Raw genomic sequence first — 17,528 nt, forward strand, 5'->3', positions numbered from 1 at the left:
TTGATAGGTAGAGCAGCTCATGGCAGAAGAATTGCAAAACGGTGAAGAAGCACCAAAAGGGAAAAGTAAACTCCTCATCATTATCATTGCTGTTGTTGTTTTATTGGTCGGCGGTGGCGGCGCAGCGTTTTTCTTGATGGGTTCCGATCCCGCGGAAGAAGAAGCCGCTGCACAAGTTGATACAAAGCCTGTTGAAGACCCCATTGCGTACGTTAATATCGCACAACCTTTTGTTTTTAATGTGACGGGCGATAATCGCAATCGCATGGTACAAATCAAAGTGCAGTTGATGGTTCGTGGTACAGAAAATGAAAACCTTGCCCGTTACCATTCGCCATTGATTGAAAGTTCATTGTTATCAACGTTTGCTTCGGCAACGGTTGAACAGTTGCGTTCACCTACGGGCCGAACGGAGCTTCGTGACAAAGCCACAGATGACATTAAAGCAGCGCTGACGAAATCGGTAGGTCAGCCTGTGATTGAAAAAGTATTGTTTACCGACTTTGTGATTCAGTAGGTATAGCGTGACCGATCTATTAAGCCAAGACGAGATTGATGCGCTCCTTCATGGGGTGGATGATGTCGATGAGATAGACGAGCCGATAGATGATGATCTAGGCAGCGCCGTCAATTTCGATTTCTCCTCACAAGACAGGATTGTTCGTGGTCGCATGCCGACCTTAGAACTGATCAATGAACGTTTTGCTCGTCATATGCGCATCAGTTTGTTCAACATGTTGAGAAAAACCGCCGAAGTCTCGATCAACGGCGTGCAAATGATGAAGTTTGGTGAATACCAAAATACGCTATACGTGCCCACCAGTTTGAACATGGTTCGCTTCAGGCCATTAAAAGGCACCGCGTTGATCACCATGGAAGCGCGTTTGGTGTTTATTCTGGTAGAGAACTTTTTTGGTGGCGATGGTCGCTTCCACGCCAAAATTGAAGGTCGCGAATTTACCCCAACAGAGCGACGTATCATACAGCTTCTACTGAAAATCGTATTTGAAGATTACAAAGAAGCTTGGTCGCCTGTGATGGGGGTTGAATTTGAGTATCTCGACTCGGAAGTGAACCCGAGTATGGCGAACATTGTTAGCCCAACGGAAGTGATTGTCGTGAGTTCGTTCCATATCGAAGTGGACGGCGGCGGCGGTGACTTCCATGTGGTCATGCCGTATTCCATGGTCGAGCCGATCCGGGAGTTGCTTGATGCGGGTGTTCAATCGGACAAAATGGAAACGGACGTACGTTGGAGCTCTGCTCTGCGTGAAGAAATCATGGATTGCCCTGTGAATTTCCGTGTCAATTTGCTGGAGAAAGATATCTCGCTGCGCGATTTGATGGAACTGCGACCTGGGGATGTGATTCCGATTGAAATGCCTAAGCACGCCGTGATGTTTGTAGAAGAACTACCCACTTACCGCGTGAAAATGGGGCAGTCTAACGAGAAACTGGCGGTGCAAATTTCCGAAGAAATTGAACGCCCTCATGTGGTGAAAACCGATTTAACTTTCTTAGGGAAAGACATCATGTCTGAACTAGAAAGTGACGACGATGATGATTAATGCTCGCGACTGAGAGCAAAATGTTCGTCTAGTATTGAGTTAAATAGTAAGTAAAAACAGGATAGTAAAATGGCATCAAGTGAAGATGAAAGGCTAGCGGCAGAATGGGCAGCAGCTTTGGGTGAAGATCCCGCAGCGCCTGAAATTGATGTTGACGAAGTATTGGCAGCGCCATTAGAAGAGTTGAAAGATACCTCTGCGCCGATCACCGCCGATGAGCGCCGCAAACTGGATACCATTATGGATATTCCAGTGACGATTTCGATGGAAGTGGGCCGCTCACAAATCAGCATTCGTAACTTACTTCAGCTTAACCAAGGTTCGGTAGTCTAACTGGATCGTCTGGCTGGTGAGTCGCTCGACGTATTGGTCAACGGTACGTTGATCGCCCACGGAGAGGTTGTTGTGGTCAACGATAAGTTTGGTATCCGTCTCACCGATGTGATCAGCCAAACTGAACGTATCAAAAAACTGCGTTAATGCTTATGAGACCAAGCCGTTATCGCCATCGCTTATTTGGTCTTACAGGAGCACTGGTCGCCATGACGAGTGCTCCTCGTGTTTGGGCCGCGTCCCAAGCGCCGGAGCTTGACCTTGCCACCACGTTTGCTTCTCTTCTCCTCGTTATCGCTTTTATTCTCTTTTTAGCTTGGCTAATGAAGCGCATCCAAACGCCAGCATTCGGCCAGAAACACGGCCTAAAGGTGGTGAGTCAAATTGCGGTGGGGACACGAGAGCGCATCGCCGTTGTTCAGGCGGGGGAAGAACAATTTTTAGTGGGCATCACCAGTCAGTCTATCCAACTGCTTGCAAAATTAGAGCATCCGTTAAAACAGGAGGAGTTGGCTAAAACGGCATTTGCACAACAATTTAGCCAGCTACTGAAAAAGAATGAACAATAAGCAACTTCTGACCACGTTTTGGCTATCACTCAGCTTACTGATGGCATCCCTATTTTCCTTTTCGGCTTGGGCACAAGCGGAAGAGACCGCGTTGCCAGCCAATCTTGCACCGGGCGGTAGCGTGACGGTTTCACAAATGCAGAGTGACACCAGTAAGAGTGAATTTATGAGTGTGGGTAGCGGAGGCGGTATCCCTGCTTTCACCATGACCACCAACCCTGACGGTAGCGAAGACTACTCGGTCACGTTGCAGATTTTAGCGTTAATGACCATGCTTGGCTTCTTGCCAGCGATGGTGATTCTGATGACATCATTCACCCGGATTGTGGTGGTGATGTCGATTTTGCGGCAGGCAATGGGTCTGCAACAAACGCCGTCAAACCAGGTCATTATTGGCATTGCACTCTTCTTAACCTTTTTTATCATGTCGCCCGTGATTAACGAAGTGAATGAACAAGCGGTTCAACCGTACCTTAATGAGCAGCTCACCGCCCGTGAAGCGTTTGATGCCGCACAAGGGCCAATGAAAGCGTTCATGCTCAAGCAAACACGCGTGAAAGATCTCGAGACATTCGTCAATATGTCAGGAGAGCAGGCCACCAATCCAGAAGACGTTTCTATGGCGGTGTTGATTCCCGCGTTTATCACCTCTGAGCTGAAAACCGCATTCCAAATCGGATTCATGCTGTTTTTGCCGTTCCTTATCATTGACCTTGTTGTGGCTTCGGTACTGATGGCGATGGGTATGATGATGTTGTCACCGATGATCGTCTCGCTGCCGTTTAAGCTAATGTTGTTCGTGTTAGTTGATGGCTGGAACCTGATCCTTTCCACTCTCGCAGGCAGTTTTGCCTTATAGCGGTAAGGAGACGCAATGACACCTGAAGTTTTTGTTGAGCTGTTTCGTGAAGCACTGTGGATGGTTCTCATCATGGTGTGTGCCATCATTATTCCCAGTTTGTTGGTGGGTTTGATTGTGGCAATTTTTCAGGCGGCGACCTCGATCAACGAACAAACCCTGAGCTTTTTGCCACGTCTGATTGTGACTTTATTAGCGCTAATGCTCTTTGGCCATTGGATGACACAGATGTTGATGGAGTACTTTTTCGCGCTCGTGGAGCGTTTTCCGCAAGTTCTGTACTAGGCGGGAGGAGCGATGGAATATCCAACCACCATTATTCTGGACTGGATAGCCAACTATTTTTGGCCTTTCACCCGTATCTCATCCATGTTGATGGTGATGACGGTGACGGGTGCGCGTTTTGTTTCTCCTCGAATTCGTCTCTACCTTAGCCTTGCCATCACCTTGGCCTTAATGCCAGCGATTCCGGCGGTGCCAGAAGAGCTCCAGCTGCTCTCGTTCCAAGGCTTTTTGACGACCTTTGAGCAAATTGTTATCGGTGTGGCAATGGGGATGGTGACGCAGTTTATCATCCAGACCTTTGTCCTGCTGGGTCAGATTTTGGGTATGCAATCGAGTTTGGGTTTCGCATCCATGGTGGACCCTGCCAATGGTCAGAACACGCCGTTGCTTGGTCAGTTGTTTATGTTCCTGTCGACCATGTTTTTCCTCGCCACCGATGGTCACCTGAAAATGCTGCAATTGGTGCTGTTTAGCTTCAAAACCTTGCCCATAGGCAGTGGTTCATTGAATGCGGTTGATTTTCGTGAACTGGCGTTGTGGCTGGGCATCATGTTCAAAACGGCGCTGAGTATGTCACTCTCGGGCATCATTGCACTGCTGACCATCAACCTCTCCTTCGGGGTGATGACCCGAGCTGCACCGCAGCTGAACATTTTCTCCCTCGGTTTTGCTTTCGCCTTGTTGGTGGGTTTACTGATTTGTTGGTACATCTTGGCTGGCTTATACAGTCACTATGAGCTGTACTGGTTGCAAGGCGAACAGCAGGTTTGCCGATTTATTCGTTTGAATTGCTAGGAGGCTGGTTTGGCAGAGTCAGACGGTCAAGAACGTACCGAAGAAGCCACGCCCCGACGGTTACAGCAAGCACGGGAAAAAGGCCAAGTTGCCCGCTCAAAAGAGCTGGCTTCTGTGTCTGTATTGGTGATTGGTGCCGTTTCCCTGATGTGGTTCGGCGAAAGCCTCGCAAGGGCGTTGTTCAAAGCGATGGGGCGTTTGTTTAGCCTTTCCCGTGAAGAAATTTTTGACCCCAGTAAGCTGTTTGATATTGCCAGCGGCGCATTAAGCGCTTTGCTCCTTCCTCTGCTGCTCATTTTGTTTGCGCTTTTTGTCGCTGCTGCGATTGGTTCTGCCGGCGTTGGTGGCATCAGTTTCTCAGTGGAAGCGGCGACGCCAAAATTATCGAAAATGAACCCACTGAGCGGCATCAAACGTATGTTTGGCTTGCAAAGTTGGGTTGAGCTCATCAAATCAATTTTGAAAGTCGCCTTGGTCACAGGCGTAGCGATCTACCTAATTCAAGCTTCACAGGAAGACTTAATCCAACTCAGTTTGGATGTGTATCCGCAGAATATTTTCCACGCTTTGGACATATTGTTGAACTTCGTTTTGCTGATCAGTTGCTCGTTGTTAATTGTGGTGGCGATCGACATTCCTTTTCAGATTTGGCAACACGCTGACCAACTGAAAATGACCAAGCAAGAAGTGAAAGACGAATACAAAGACACCGAAGGTAAACCTGAGGTGAAAGGCCGTATCCGTATGTTGCAACGCGAAGCCGCTCAGCGACGTATGATGGCGGACGTTCCGACAGCGGATGTGATAGTGACCAACCCGGAGCACTTTTCTGTTGCACTGCGTTATAAGCAGAACAGCGACAGAGCGCCAGTGGTAGTGGCGAAAGGGACGGACCACATGGCGATGAAAATACGTGAAGTGGCACGCGAGCACGATATTTCTATTGTACCAGCGCCGCCATTGGCGCGTGCGCTCTATTATTCCACCGAGCTTGAACAGCAAATCCCTGATGGTCTATTTACCGCGGTTGCGCAAATACTGGCTTACGTGTTCCAGTTGAAGCAGTACCGGAAGCGGGGTGGCCATCGACCGAAATTGAAAGACTATGATCTACCGATTCCACCCGATCTAAGACATTGATAGTCGGCGATTCTTTTGGTCCTAAGTGTCTTGTCATTATTTTGGCGCATGAGCTGGTATAGAGATTGCTAGCTAGCACCTAATTCGGATGATAAATACAGATGACGACAGTCGTTGTCTTCCATATCAATAACTTAAAGCTATCCATTGAGACGAAGTAATGGCTAAGAAATTTACTCTGCCGTTTGCAGATAAGTTGCCTAAAATCCCCCAACGTTCAGTACCAGCCATTGGCGCACCGATTATGGTGTTGGCCACCTTGGCCATGGTGGTATTGCCAATTCCTCCGTTTCTACTGGATATGTTTTTTACCTTTAACATCGCCTTAGCCATGGTGGTGCTATTGGTGACGGTTTATACCCGAAGACCACTCGACTTCGCTGCCTTTCCTACCGTTCTACTGATTGCGACCTTGCTTAGATTGGCCTTGAACGTTGCCTCAACGCGTGTGGTTCTTCTGAAGGGTCACGAAGGGGGAGACGCAGCGGGTAACGTTATCGAAGCGTTCGGTAACGTGGTAATCGGCGGTAACTACGCCGTTGGTCTTGTGGTGTTCCTGATCTTAATGATCATTAACTTTATGGTTGTCACCAAGGGTGCGGGTCGTATTTCTGAGGTAAGTGCTCGCTTCACCTTGGACGCTTTGCCTGGTAAACAGATGGCGATCGATGCTGATTTGAACGCAGGCTTGATAGACCAAGAACAAGCGCGTTTACGCCGTTTTGAAGTGACCAAAGAAGCCGATTTCTACGGCTCGATGGATGGTGCATCGAAGTTCGTTAAAGGTGACGCCATCGCTGGTATTTTGATCTTGTTCATCAACATCATTGGTGGCTTGAGCATTGGTATGGCGCAGTATGACCTTGGTTTCTCCGACGCCATCAAAATCTATACATTGCTAACCATTGGTGATGGTCTGGTAGCGCAGATCCCATCCCTGTTACTTTCTATCGCAGCGGCGATGATGGTGACTCGTCAGAATACCGATGAAGACATGGGTGAGCAGATGCTCTTCCAAATGTTTGATAATCCAAAAGCACTGACGATCACCGCGGCGATTCTTGGCATTATGGGGATTGTACCCGGTATGCCTCATTTTGCTTTCCTGTCGTTAGCGGCGATCGCCGGAACGGGCGCTTACTTCATTGATAAGAAGCAGAAGCAAAAGGCCAAAGAACCGAAAGTGCCCGTGGTGGCAGACAGCAGCAATGCCCCCTCTGTACGTGAACTCTCATGGGATGACGTACAGCCGGTCGACATCATTGGCTTGGAAGTGGGTTATCGCTTGATCCCATTGGTAGATAGAGACCAAGGTGGCGAACTGCTTGAACGCGTGAAAGGGGTTCGTAAGAAGCTCTCGCAAGATTTTGGCTTTCTGATCCCGCCAGTGCACATTCGTGACAATTTAGAACTCACTCCGAACAGTTATCGAATCACCTTGATGGGTGTGGCTGTGGGTGAAGCCGAAATTCGCCCCGATCAAGAACTGGCCATTAACCCAGGTCAAGTGTATGGCATGATCGATGGTGAACCGACTATCGACCCTGCATTTGGACTGGAAGCGGTTTGGATTCGACCAGACCAAAGAGAACATGCTCAAGCATTGGGCTACACCGTGGTGGACTCTTCGACCGTACTGGCTACCCACATGAGCCAGCTTCTAACCAACAATGCCTCTCAGCTCTTAGGCCACGAAGAAGTACAGAACTTGCTGGAAATGCTGGGCCGAAGTGCACCGAAGTTGGTCGAGAATTTTGTTCCTGACCAATTGGCGTTGGGCTCTGTGGTGAAAGTGTTGCAAAACCTACTGAATGAAGCGATTCCAATTCGGGACATTCGTACTATTGTACAAACCTTGGCTGAATATTCTTCAAAGAGTCAAGAACCCGACATCCTGACGGCGGCGGTACGCATTTCATTGAAGCGACTAATCGTTCAGGAAATCAATGGAATAGAACCAGAACTGCCGGTTATTACCTTGATTCCAGAGCTGGAACAAATATTGCATCAGACCATGCAAGCGTCAGGTGGCGAGTCTGCGGGCATCGAACCAGGTTTGGCTGAAAGATTGCAATCATCGTTGATGATGGCGACTCAGGAGCAAGAGCTCAAAGGCGAACCAGCAGTCTTGCTCACCTCTGGCGTGCTGCGGTCCACTCTGGCGAAATTTGTTAAGAACACGATTCCTAACCTCAGAGTGCTTTCGTATCAGGAAATTCCTGACGAAAAACAAATTCGAATTGTACAGGCTGTGGGTAACTGATCTATTAATTAATAACTGATGGTTAAGCCCTGTTTAATGGACGAATGGTTTGAAAATAAAACGATTTTTTGCCAAAGACATGCGAACTGCATTACTCCAAGTAAAAGAAGAACTTGGCGTTGATGCTGTCATCATGTCGAATAAAAAAGTGGCCGGTGGCGTTGAAATTGTCGCTGCGATTGATGGTGACAATCAATCCTCCACTTTTGGCAGCATGCCTAATTTAAGTCGCCGACAAGCGACAGCAACCCCGTCGACAGCAGGGCAATACACTGCGCCTCCCGCACGTAAAGCGACTCGCGATCTTCAAGACGATCGCGTCAGTTTGCAGAGCGAGAAGACCGATGGCGGATCCATGACCAAACGCTTTGCCAATATGCTTAAGCAGTACAGCAATACAAGCGAAGAGAGCAGCTACCGAGACGAATCGGCCGACTCTCTGAACTCATTGCTGGAAAGACAAAATAAGCATCGTGAAGAGCAAAATGGCAATGTCCGTATTCGCGAAAACTCGCCTTTGGCAAAGCTGATTGCGGAAGACCGTCGTATTCCACGCCCAGAGCCTCGTCTTGACCCAACGCGTTACGACCGCCGTAAGCCTCAAACTGAGCAGGAAGAAGGTTCTAACGAGCTAGAGAACATGCGCGAAGAGATGACATCGATTCGTCGTTTGCTTGAGCATCAGGTATCGGGTTTGTTGTGGCAGGAAGTGGAAAGAAGAGAACCGCTGCGTGCCATGCTTATCAAACGTCTCGAGCGTATGGGTGTGTCGCCTGAACTGGCGGATCAGATGGCGTGTTACATTCCAGAAGATACCAAGCCTGCCCGTGCGTGGAAGGCGTTGCTCGCTTTGGTCTCTGACCAAATTAGCGTGACCAAACAGGACATTCTTAAACGTGGTGGTGTTGTGGCGTTGTTGGGCCCAACAGGAGTTGGGAAGACTACCACGATAGCCAAACTTGCAGCGCGAGCAGCCATGGAGTATGGCGCGAACAATGTCGCGTTAGTGACGACCGATACATATCGAATCGGTGCGCATGAGCAACTCTCTATTTATGGAAGAATTATGGGTTGTCCCGTAAAAGTTGCTAAAGATTCTAAAGAGTTAGCCGATGTAATCTATCAGCTCAGAAACAGAAAACTGATCTTGGTCGATACAGCGGGTATGGGGCAGCGAGATGTCCGATTATCAGAACAGCTCGATACCTTGATGCAGGAGAGTGGTGAAGTTATTCATAGTTATTTAGTACTTCCCGCTACAGCTCAAAGACGAGTGCTGCAAGAGACCATTGATCATTTTCGAAGAATTCCACTTTCAGGTTGCATCCTGACCAAACTGGATGAGTCACTCAGTTTGGGCGAATTTGTCAGTGTTGTGATTCAAAACGCGCTACCTGTGGCGTATATCGCCAATGGGCAACGAGTTCCCGAAGACATCGTGATAGCACAACCAAAATATTTGATCGCGAAAGCGAATGAACTGCTTGAGAAGTCGACAGAGAATGAACCTCACTACTGGAACAGTGACAACGAAGGATTCTAGGCGGCGGACTACTATGACTGAGAATATGATACACGATCAAGCTAGCGGCCTCCGTCGCTTAACACAACCATCATTGACCAAAGTGATTGCAGTTACTGGCGGTAAAGGTGGCGTGGGTAAATCAAATGTGACCCTAGGTTTGGCCATTGCGATGGCTCGCCAAGGGAAGAAAGTAATGGTACTGGATGCTGACCTAGGTCTGGCTAATGTCGACGTTATGCTCGGAATTCGTTCAAAACGTAACTTAGGACATGTATTAGCAGGTGAATGTGAGCTAAAAGATGCTATTGTTGAAGGACCATATGGTATTAAAATAATACCAGCCACTTCTGGAACACAGAGTATGACAGAGCTTTCACATGCACAACATGTGGGTCTGATTCGTGCTTTTGGTAGCCTAGAAGACGATATGGATGTGTTGCTGATAGATACAGCAGCCGGCATTTCTGATATGGTAATCAGTTTTTCACGTGCAGCTCAGGATGTGATTGTCGTAGTGTGTGATGAACCTACCTCAATTACCGATGCATATGCTTTAATTAAGCTATTGAGTAAAGAGCATCAGGTTCAACGCTTCAAGATTGTTGCAAATATGGTCAGAAGCTACCGAGAAGGTCGAGAATTGTTTGCAAAATTGACGTTGGTCACAGAGCGATTCTTGAATGTGAGCCTCGAACTCGTAGCATGTATTCCGTTAGATGATAAAGTTCGACAAGCGGTTAAAAAACAAAAAATTGTTGTGGACGCTTTCCCGCGTTCTCCAGCCGCCTTGGCCATCAGTTCGTTAGCAAATAAAGCGCTGACCTGGCCAATTCCAAAGAGCCCAAGTGGTCATTTGGAGTTCTTCGTTGAACGATTGCTGACACGAAATGCATTTATAGAGGAACCTTTTGGTGAATAAAGCGCTCACTTATGATCAGCATGCAAATGTGAACAGTCAAAAACTGTTCATAGAAAGGTATTCTGTGCTGGTCAAACGCATTGCTCACCATTTGTTAGGGCGATTGCCTCCTAGTGTTCAGGTCGAGGATCTGATCCAAGCGGGTATGATTGGCCTGATAGAAGCTCAACAAAATTATGACGCCTCAAAAGGCGCAAGTTTTGAAACTTATGCTGGCATTCGTATCCGTGGTGCTATGCTTGATGATATCAGGCGTGGTGATTGGGTGCCTCGCTCGGTACACAAAAGCAATCGAGAGATCAGCCAAGCGATAGCCGAACTTGAGGGATTGCTAAACCGAGATCCTACTGATGCCGAAGTAGCAAAGCACATGGGATTGTCTTTAGAGCAGTATCACAGTGCTTTGACAGATATCAATTGTTCTCGTTTGATTGGTATTGAAGATCTTGGTGTGTCGGATGATGTGATCACATCGGTGGAAGATTCAGACAACAACACTCCGTTTAAGGGCGTTGCTGATGAATATTTCAGAAAAGCGCTGGTTGAATCAATAAAACAATTACCAGAACGTGAAGCTTTGGTACTTTCGCTCTATTATGATGAAGAGCTAAACTTAAAAGAAATTGGGGAAATTCTGAGTGTTAGCGAGTCTCGCGTCAGTCAGATATTGAGCCAGTCAATGCAACGTTTGCGCACTAAGCTTAGTGCTTGGACACAAAATGATTAAAACACTGATTTTGACATTCAGTGGAGGCAATTTTGAATAAAAACATGAAGATCCTTATTGTTGACGATTTCTCAACAATGCGCCGTATTGTAAAGAACCTGCTTCGTGATTTGGGTTTCAATAACACTCAAGAAGCTGATGATGGTCTGACAGCGTTACCTATGCTGAAAAAAGGTGATTTCGATTTCGTCGTTACGGATTGGAATATGCCTGGCATGCAGGGTATCGATCTGCTGAAAAACATTCGCGCAGACGCTGAGCTGAAGCATCTACCAGTGCTGATGATCACCGCAGAAGCGAAGCGTGAGCAAATCATCGAAGCGGCTCAAGCAGGCGTTAATGGTTACATTGTTAAGCCATTCACCGCAGCAACCCTGAAAGAAAAACTAGATAAAATTTTTGAACGTTTATAAACCTCGTTTGAAGATTACTTCGTCAGAGCTGCTATAAGCATTTATTCAATGCCAACCATTATATTGGCAGCTCATAAACGCAGCATGCTTCCGAAGCATAAACGAAAAGGGTCTATTCAGAATGATCTCATTAGAGCAAGCAAAGTCTCTAGTTGAATTACTGGAACAGGGAGAGCAGGCAGCCGCCGATGAGCTGGTTGCGTCGATCTATGAGGAAAAAGGCAATCCAATGCTGCAAGAGATTGGTTCGCTTACTCGAGATCTGCACACTTCTCTGAAGAATTTCAGCTTAGATCAACGGATGACAGAAATTACAAACGATGAAATCCCAGATGCAAGGGATCGCCTTCAATATGTCATCGAAAAAACCGAACTCGCAGCAAACAAGACCATGGATGCTGTCGAGCTCTGTCTCCCAATAGCCGATAATCTTCACGAATGCTTGCTACAAGTCCGTCCTCAGTGGAATGAACTGATGCACGGTCGCATCGAATTGAGTGAATTCAAGGCCCTTTGCCATCGTATCGAAGATCTTTTAGTTCAAGTCGAAGGCGATAGCACAGAATTACGCGGCCAGTTAACAGAAATTTTGATGGCACAAGATTTCCAAGACTTAACTGGGCAGATTATCCGTCGTGTCATCACTCTCGTAAACGAAGTGGAAGGGCGATTGGTCGATATCCTAACGGTGTTTGCTGGAAATAAACCGCCGAAGGACAAAACTCAAGAAACACAGAATCTTGCCGAAAAAGAAAAAAGTGGCAGCGAGCCAGAGGGTCCGATTTTGCACCCCGAGTTGCGTGAAGACGCAGTTGCATCGCAGGATGAAGTCGATGATTTGTTATCCAGTCTTGGATTTTAAAGGTAACGTATGAGCTACGATTTAGACGAAGATATCCTTCAGGACTTTCTAATAGAAGCCGGGGAAATTCTGGAACTGCTTTCTGAGCAGTTAGTAGAATTGGAAAATAACCCAGAAGACAGGGATCTTCTCAATGCTATTTTCCGTGGATTCCATACCGTTAAAGGTGGCGCTGGATTTTTGTCGCTCACCGAGTTGGTTGAAACTTGTCATGGTGCGGAAAACGTGTTCGACGTATTGCGCAATGGCCAACGTTCCGTTTCTCCAAGCCTAATGGATACAATGCTGCGTTCCTTAGACACGGTAAACCATCAGTTTAAAGCGGTTCAAGATCGAGAGCCTCTCGAAGCTGCGGATCCTGAATTGCTCGACGAGCTGCATCGTTTGTGTCGCCCTGAATCGGAAGATGAAGTGGCTGCCCCAGTCGCAGAAGAAGTCGTTGTAGCAGAGCCTGAACCTGAAATTATTCCAGAACCTGTAGCCGAAGCGCCTGCGCCAGCCAGCTCCGCGATTTCTTCAGTGGATGAAATCACTCAAGATGAGTTTGAAAAACTGCTTGATGAGCTGCATGGCAAAGGGGCTGCACCGAGTGCACAAGCAGCTGCGCCAGCAGCACCGACGCCACCACCAGTGAGCGCATCGGTAGATAGCGGTGACATCACGGACGACGAATTTGAAAAACTGTTAGACGAGTTACACGGTGCAGGCAAAAGCCCATCGGCGTCTGACTTCCAAGCAGCGCCACCGCCAGAGCCAGCTAAACCAGCGGCAAAAGCCCCAAGTGCTGGTGATAGCGACTTGATGACCGACGAAGAGTTCGAAAAGCTATTGGACGAGCTGCATGGTTCAGGCAAAGGTCCGACCCTTGAGGAGTTGGATTTCGCAACCAAGCCTGCATCAGCAAATGTGGCTCCTGCGCCAGAGCCAGCGAAACCAGCAGCACCAGTTGCGTCGAAGCCAGCGGCGGCGCCTGCACCAGCTCGCGCAGAAGTAAAAGCACCGGCGGTACAAGAAGCGAAAGCCCCAGCGACGCAACAAGCAGCGAAGAAACCACAGGCAGAAGCGACGGTGCGTGTTGATACGTCGACGCTGGACACCATTATGAACATGGTTGGTGAGCTTGTACTGGTTCGAAATCGTCTTTTGAGTCTCGGTCTGAACAGTAACGATGAAGAGATGGCGAAAGCGGTAGCTAACCTAGATGTGGTGACTGCGGACCTGCAAGGCGCAGTAATGAAAACGCGCATGCAGCCAATTAAGAAAGTTTTTGGCCGTTTCCCTCGCGTTGTTCGTGACTTGGCGCGTAACCTACAAAAAGACATCGTGCTGGAAATGCGCGGTGAAGAAACGGATCTCGATAAAAACCTTGTTGAGGCGCTTGCGGATCCTTTGATCCACTTGGTGCGTAACTCGGTTGACCATGGTATTGAGATGCCTGATGACCGTGCGAAAGCAGGTAAGTCTCGCACGGGTAAAGTCATCCTCTCTGCATCTCAAGAGGGCGACCATATTGAGCTAGCGATCATCGATGATGGCGGCGGTATGGACCCAGATAAACTTCGTGGCATCGCAGTGAAACGCGGCATGATGGATGAAGATGCTGCTGGCCGTTTGTCCGACAAAGAATGTTTCAACTTGATCTTTGCACCAGGATTCTCCAGTAAAGAGAAAATTTCAGACATTTCTGGACGTGGTGTAGGTATGGACGTGGTGAAAACCGCGATCAATACCCTAAATGGTTCGATTGATATCGATTCAGAATTGGGCAAAGGAACCAAGATCACCATCAAAGTTCCGTTGACCTTGGCGATTCTACCAACACTTATGGTTGGTGTGGCTGGCCATCCGTTTGCGTTGCCATTGGCTTCTGTGAATGAAATCTTCCATTTAGATCTTAGCCGTACCAACGTTGTTGATGGTCAGTTAACCATCATCGTACGTGAAAAAGCGATTCCGCTGTTCTATCTACAAAACTGGCTCGCACCTAAGTCTGGTAAAGCGCAACTGCGTAAAGGACATGGTCACGTCGTTATCGTACAAATCGGCAGTCAACGCGTCGGTTTTGTTGTGGATACCTTGATTGGTCAAGAAGAAGTGGTTATCAAGCCATTAGACAACTTACTGCAAGGTACACCGGGTATGGCGGGTGCAACGATCACCAGTGATGGGCATATTGCTCTGATTCTGGATGTTCCTGATTTGCTAAAACAGTACGCAGCGGCATCGCGTCTGTAATCAGGGCTTAGTATTACAATAAGGATTCAAATGGCGATAAAAGTATTAGTAGTTGATGACTCCAGTTTTTTCCGACGTCGGGTGAGTGAGATCATCAATGCAGAATCGCGCCTAGAAGTGATTGATGTGGCGGTAAATGGTAAAGAGGCGGTTGAAAAAGCCAAACGACTCAAGCCGGACGTCATCACTATGGACATTGAAATGCCTGTCATGGACGGCATTTCAGCTGTTCGTGAAATCATGGCGTCGGTACCGACGCCTATTTTGATGTTTTCTTCGCTTACTCATGATGGTGCAAAAGCAACGCTAGATGCACTGGATGCCGGTGCTTTGGATTTCTTACCGAAGAAATTTGAAGATATTGCTCGTAACCGAGATGAAGCCGTTTCGCTACTGCAACAGCGTGTCATTCAGATTGCTTCAAAGCGTGCATTTATGCGTCGTCCCGTGGCCTCTTCTGCGTCAGTTCAAGAAAGACCACAAAGTACGTTAAATCGCCCAACGACAGGGTTACGCCGTGAGGCGCCTGCACAAGCCCCTGTTTCTCGTGCGCCTGTGGCGGCTAAATTCAGAGCTTCAGGAAAAAAATATCAGCTCACCGCGATTGGTACCTCAACCGGCGGGCCTGTCGCATTGCAGAAAATTCTGACCAAGCTACCAGCAAATTACCCTCATCCCATTGTACTTATCCAGCACATGCCGGCGACATTTACAGCCGCTTTTGCTAGCCGCCTAAACTCACTGTGTAAGATTCAAGTGAAAGAAGCGGAAGATGGCGACGTGCTACAAGCGGGCGTCGCTTATTTGGCGCCAGGTGGCAAGCAGATGATGATAGATGGCCGCCCTGGTGCAGCAAGATTGCGCATTATCGATGGTGGTGAACGCATGAACTACAAGCCTTGCGTGGACGTCACTTTTGGATCTGCAGCAAAAATTTACGCCGACAAAGTTCTCTCTATGGTTTTGACCGGGATGGGTGCGGATGGCCGTGAAGGTGCGCGCATGCTGAAATCGGCAGGGGCGACTATCTGGGCTCAGGATGAAGATAGCTGTGTTGTTTATGGCATGCCACAGGCTGTGGCCAAAGCAGGATTGTCAACTGAAGACCTGCCTTTGGAACGTATCGCCGAACGTATGCTAGTTGAAGTGGGACTAGCATAAGGACAGATATGATAGTTTGGAGTGTTGCAAACCAAAAAGGTGGTGTTGGTAAAACCACCACCACCGTCACTCTAGCTGGGCTACTGAGCAAAAAAGGCCATCGTGTTCTTTTGGTTGACACCGATCCGCATGCATCACTAACGACCTATTTAGGCTTCGACCCCGATGCGGTCACCAGCAGTCTATTTGATCTTTTTCAACTTAAAGAGTTTACGCGTGAAGCGGTTAAACCGTTGTTGTTGAAAACAGATGTAGAAGGGATCGATATCATACCCGCGCATATGTCTTTGGCGACCTTAGACCGAGTGATGGGCAACCGTAGTGGAATGGGCTTAATCTTAAAGCGTGCGTTAATCGCGTTGTCCAAAGATTATGACTATGTGCTGATTGATTGTCCGCCAATTCTTGGTGTCATGATGGTCAATGCTCTGGCGGCCAGTGACCGAATCTTAATTCCAGTTCAAACGGAATTCTTAGCCATGAAAGGCTTAGAGCGAATGATTCGTACGCTCGCGATTATGCAAAAATCGCGTCGAGATCCCTTTAAGGTCACCATTGTGCCAACGATGTACGACAAACGCACCAAGGCGTCGTTACAAACGTTAACGCAGCTTAAGAAAGATTACCCAAATCAAGTTTGGACATCGGCGGTGCCAATTGACACCAAGTTCAGAGACGCGAGCTTAAAACGTTTACCCGCTTCGCATTTTGCAGAAGGAAGCCGCGGGGTATTTGCCTACAAACAATTGCTGATTTACTTAGAGAGGTTAGCGATTGATGAGTAGCAAAGAAGCGGTGTTATCCAGTGAAAAAGCGTTAGATGATTACTTCAGCGCACTTTTAGACGAAGAGCAAGAGCTGGAGCTTATTGTTGAAGAGGATGAGCACGCTGCCGATTGGTCTGGGGTGCCTTACGAACCAGAACTGCAAATCAAGTATTCAGAGCCAGAGTCTTATAGCTATGCCGAAACAGAGCTAAAAGAGTTTGAAGCACCGAATCTGGAAGATGTTGAACGCCTACTCAGTCAACTTGAGTCAACCAATGTCGTTGACGAATTGGGCATCGACGATATTTTGGCGCAAAACACCGCGTCCATCGCTGAGCTTCAGCAAGAAACCAATCAGGTTGTCGAAGACGTCGCTGTCATCGAAGAAGAACCCGTCGCCATCTTGGAAGAGGAAATCCAAGATTGGACAGTAGAAACCGAAGTGGTTGAAGAGATTCAGGATTGGCAAGTCGATGTCGAGGAGCCAGAAATTGCGCCCGTCGAGCTCGAACCTGAAATTGAAACCATTGAAGCTAAAGTAGAGCAAATCGCCGAAGACGTTCAGGTTGAGTTAGAAACGCAAACGTCTGCTAGTGAAAAGAAAGATTGGACCTCGACTCAACGAGATATCGCTTTCCAAGTGCTCTATTTTGATGTCAACAGCGTCACTTTTGCTGTTCCGTTGGATGAGTTGGGTGGCATCCATCAACTGACACAGTTGAACCACTTAATCGGCAGACCGGGTTGGTACCTTGGTTTGCAAACCAATCGGGATCAGCAACTGGATGTGGTTGATACGGCACGTTGGGTCATGCCAGACAAACTGGCTGATGAAGAATACAAGTCGAACTATCAATATATTGTCATGCTAGGTAATAGCATGTGGGGTTTAGCCAGCAATAAGTTGCTGGGCACTGAGCTTCTTTATCCAGAAAAAGTGCGTTGGCGCGAGCAATCGGGTAAGCGTCCTTGGCTTGCTGGCATGGTGAAAGAGAAAATGTGTGCTTTAATTCATGTAGACGCATTAATTTCCATGCTAAATGCCGGACTGGATGTAAAATCATTAAATTCAGAATTTTGAGAAGTCGGGAACGACATTAACGAGGA

Annotated in this window: 17 protein-coding genes and 1 pseudogene; all 18 read left to right on the forward strand. The window is 47.8% G+C overall.

All coding sequences use genetic code 11. The features are described from left to right. Nucleotides 1–19 precede the first annotated feature (19 nt). The 18 genes and pseudogenes from fliL to CIK04_RS17320 all read left to right on the forward strand — a co-directional run bounded on the left by fliL (nt 20) and on the right by CIK04_RS17320 (nt 17,502). On the forward strand, nt 20–517 hold the full coding sequence (gene fliL, locus CIK04_RS17235; RefSeq protein ID WP_017420592.1) for a flagellar basal body-associated protein FliL: 498 nt from the start codon (nt 20–22) through the stop codon (nt 515–517). 7 nt (nt 518–524) lie between these two features. Next, complete coding sequence (gene fliM / locus CIK04_RS17240; protein WP_038968393.1) at nt 525–1,568, forward strand: flagellar motor switch protein FliM; 1,044 nt, start codon at nt 525–527, stop codon at nt 1,566–1,568. 69 nt (nt 1,569–1,637) lie between these two features. After that, nucleotides 1,638–2,048 (forward strand): annotated as a pseudogene (fliN, locus tag CIK04_RS17245) (flagellar motor switch protein FliN). Continuing rightward, nucleotides 2,048–2,470 carry a flagellar biosynthetic protein FliO gene (gene fliO, locus CIK04_RS17250; RefSeq protein WP_097352791.1) on the forward strand — a complete coding sequence of 141 codons (423 nt, stop codon included), beginning with the start codon at nt 2,048–2,050 and terminating at the stop codon, nt 2,468–2,470. The pseudogene fliN and the gene fliO overlap by 1 nt, the downstream one beginning before the upstream one ends. Then, nucleotides 2,460–3,329, forward strand: a complete 870-nt coding sequence (gene fliP, locus CIK04_RS17255; RefSeq protein WP_011079844.1) for a flagellar type III secretion system pore protein FliP — start codon at nt 2,460–2,462, stop codon at nt 3,327–3,329. The genes fliO and fliP overlap by 11 nt, the downstream gene beginning before the upstream one ends. A 15-nt stretch (nt 3,330–3,344) precedes the next feature. Next, a complete protein-coding gene (gene fliQ / locus CIK04_RS17260) occupies nt 3,345–3,614 on the forward strand; it encodes a flagellar biosynthesis protein FliQ (protein WP_011079845.1) in 270 nt (89 codons plus the stop codon). A 12-nt stretch (nt 3,615–3,626) separates the two neighbouring features. Continuing rightward, complete coding sequence (fliR, locus tag CIK04_RS17265; RefSeq protein ID WP_011079846.1) at nt 3,627–4,409, forward strand: flagellar biosynthetic protein FliR; 783 nt, start codon at nt 3,627–3,629, stop codon at nt 4,407–4,409. A 9-nt stretch (nt 4,410–4,418) separates the two neighbouring features. After that, nucleotides 4,419–5,549 (forward strand): flagellar biosynthesis protein FlhB, encoded by a 1,131-nt coding sequence (gene flhB, locus CIK04_RS17270; RefSeq protein ID WP_017420590.1) that lies wholly within the window; start codon nt 4,419–4,421, stop codon nt 5,547–5,549. A gap of 160 nt (nt 5,550–5,709) precedes the next feature. Further along, nucleotides 5,710–7,812 (forward strand): flagellar biosynthesis protein FlhA, encoded by a 2,103-nt coding sequence (gene flhA, locus CIK04_RS17275; protein ID WP_097352792.1) that lies wholly within the window; start codon nt 5,710–5,712, stop codon nt 7,810–7,812. 49 nt (nt 7,813–7,861) lie between these two features. After that, nucleotides 7,862–9,355, forward strand: a complete 1,494-nt coding sequence (gene flhF, locus CIK04_RS17280; protein ID WP_097352793.1) for a flagellar biosynthesis protein FlhF — start codon at nt 7,862–7,864, stop codon at nt 9,353–9,355. Between the two features lie 13 nt (nt 9,356–9,368). Continuing rightward, nucleotides 9,369–10,256 carry a MinD/ParA family protein gene (locus CIK04_RS17285; RefSeq protein WP_011079850.1) on the forward strand — a complete coding sequence of 296 codons (888 nt, stop codon included), beginning with the start codon at nt 9,369–9,371 and terminating at the stop codon, nt 10,254–10,256. After that, on the forward strand, nt 10,249–10,983 hold the full coding sequence (locus CIK04_RS17290; RefSeq protein ID WP_026050306.1) for an RNA polymerase sigma factor FliA: 735 nt from the start codon (nt 10,249–10,251) through the stop codon (nt 10,981–10,983). The genes CIK04_RS17285 and CIK04_RS17290 overlap by 8 nt, the downstream gene beginning before the upstream one ends. Nucleotides 10,984–11,027: 44 nt before the next feature. Further along, on the forward strand, nt 11,028–11,396 hold the full coding sequence (gene cheY, locus CIK04_RS17295) for a chemotaxis response regulator CheY (RefSeq protein ID WP_017052487.1): 369 nt from the start codon (nt 11,028–11,030) through the stop codon (nt 11,394–11,396). Between the two features lie 121 nt (nt 11,397–11,517). Continuing rightward, nucleotides 11,518–12,258: a protein phosphatase CheZ gene (locus CIK04_RS17300; RefSeq protein ID WP_011079853.1), complete on the forward strand. Its 741-nt coding sequence runs from the start codon at nt 11,518–11,520 to the stop codon at nt 12,256–12,258. Nucleotides 12,259–12,267: 9 nt separating this feature from the next. After that, nucleotides 12,268–14,493, forward strand: a complete 2,226-nt coding sequence (locus CIK04_RS17305; RefSeq protein WP_017420586.1) for a chemotaxis protein CheA — start codon at nt 12,268–12,270, stop codon at nt 14,491–14,493. A 30-nt stretch (nt 14,494–14,523) separates the two neighbouring features. Then, the gene (locus CIK04_RS17310; protein ID WP_017420585.1) at nt 14,524–15,654 is read left to right on the forward strand and encodes a chemotaxis response regulator protein-glutamate methylesterase; all 1,131 of its coding nucleotides are present in this window, start codon (nt 14,524–14,526) and stop codon (nt 15,652–15,654) included. An 8-nt stretch (nt 15,655–15,662) separates the two neighbouring features. Further along, nucleotides 15,663–16,439: a ParA family protein gene (locus tag CIK04_RS17315; RefSeq protein WP_011079856.1), complete on the forward strand. Its 777-nt coding sequence runs from the start codon at nt 15,663–15,665 to the stop codon at nt 16,437–16,439. Further along, the gene (locus CIK04_RS17320) at nt 16,432–17,502 is read left to right on the forward strand and encodes a chemotaxis protein CheW (RefSeq protein WP_172665241.1); all 1,071 of its coding nucleotides are present in this window, start codon (nt 16,432–16,434) and stop codon (nt 17,500–17,502) included. Before CIK04_RS17315 ends, CIK04_RS17320 begins: the two co-directional genes overlap by 8 nt. Nucleotides 17,503–17,528 lie beyond the last annotated feature (26 nt).

It is taken from the genome of Vibrio sp. 03_296, from assembly GCF_002265885.1.

Bases quoted from the DNA above. Each gene is read 5' to 3' on its own strand.
- fliL (WP_017420592.1), top strand. From the start codon at position 20: ATGGCAGAAGAATTGCAAAACGGTGAAGAAGCACCAAAAGGGAAAAGT.
- fliO (WP_097352791.1), top strand. From the start codon at position 2,048: ATGCTTATGAGACCAAGCCGTTATCGCCATCGCTTATTTGGTCTTACA.
- fliP (WP_011079844.1), top strand. From the start codon at position 2,460: ATGAACAATAAGCAACTTCTGACCACGTTTTGGCTATCACTCAGCTTA.
- fliQ (WP_011079845.1), top strand. From the start codon at position 3,345: ATGACACCTGAAGTTTTTGTTGAGCTGTTTCGTGAAGCACTGTGGATG.
- fliR (WP_011079846.1), top strand. From the start codon at position 3,627: ATGGAATATCCAACCACCATTATTCTGGACTGGATAGCCAACTATTTT.
- flhA (WP_097352792.1), top strand. From the start codon at position 5,710: ATGGCTAAGAAATTTACTCTGCCGTTTGCAGATAAGTTGCCTAAAATC.
- CIK04_RS17285 (WP_011079850.1), top strand. From the start codon at position 9,369: ATGACTGAGAATATGATACACGATCAAGCTAGCGGCCTCCGTCGCTTA.
- cheY (WP_017052487.1), top strand. From the start codon at position 11,028: ATGAAGATCCTTATTGTTGACGATTTCTCAACAATGCGCCGTATTGTA.
- CIK04_RS17300 (WP_011079853.1), top strand. From the start codon at position 11,518: ATGATCTCATTAGAGCAAGCAAAGTCTCTAGTTGAATTACTGGAACAG.
- CIK04_RS17305 (WP_017420586.1), top strand. From the start codon at position 12,268: ATGAGCTACGATTTAGACGAAGATATCCTTCAGGACTTTCTAATAGAA.
- CIK04_RS17310 (WP_017420585.1), top strand. From the start codon at position 14,524: ATGGCGATAAAAGTATTAGTAGTTGATGACTCCAGTTTTTTCCGACGT.
- CIK04_RS17315 (WP_011079856.1), top strand. From the start codon at position 15,663: ATGATAGTTTGGAGTGTTGCAAACCAAAAAGGTGGTGTTGGTAAAACC.
- CIK04_RS17320 (WP_172665241.1), top strand. From the start codon at position 16,432: ATGAGTAGCAAAGAAGCGGTGTTATCCAGTGAAAAAGCGTTAGATGAT.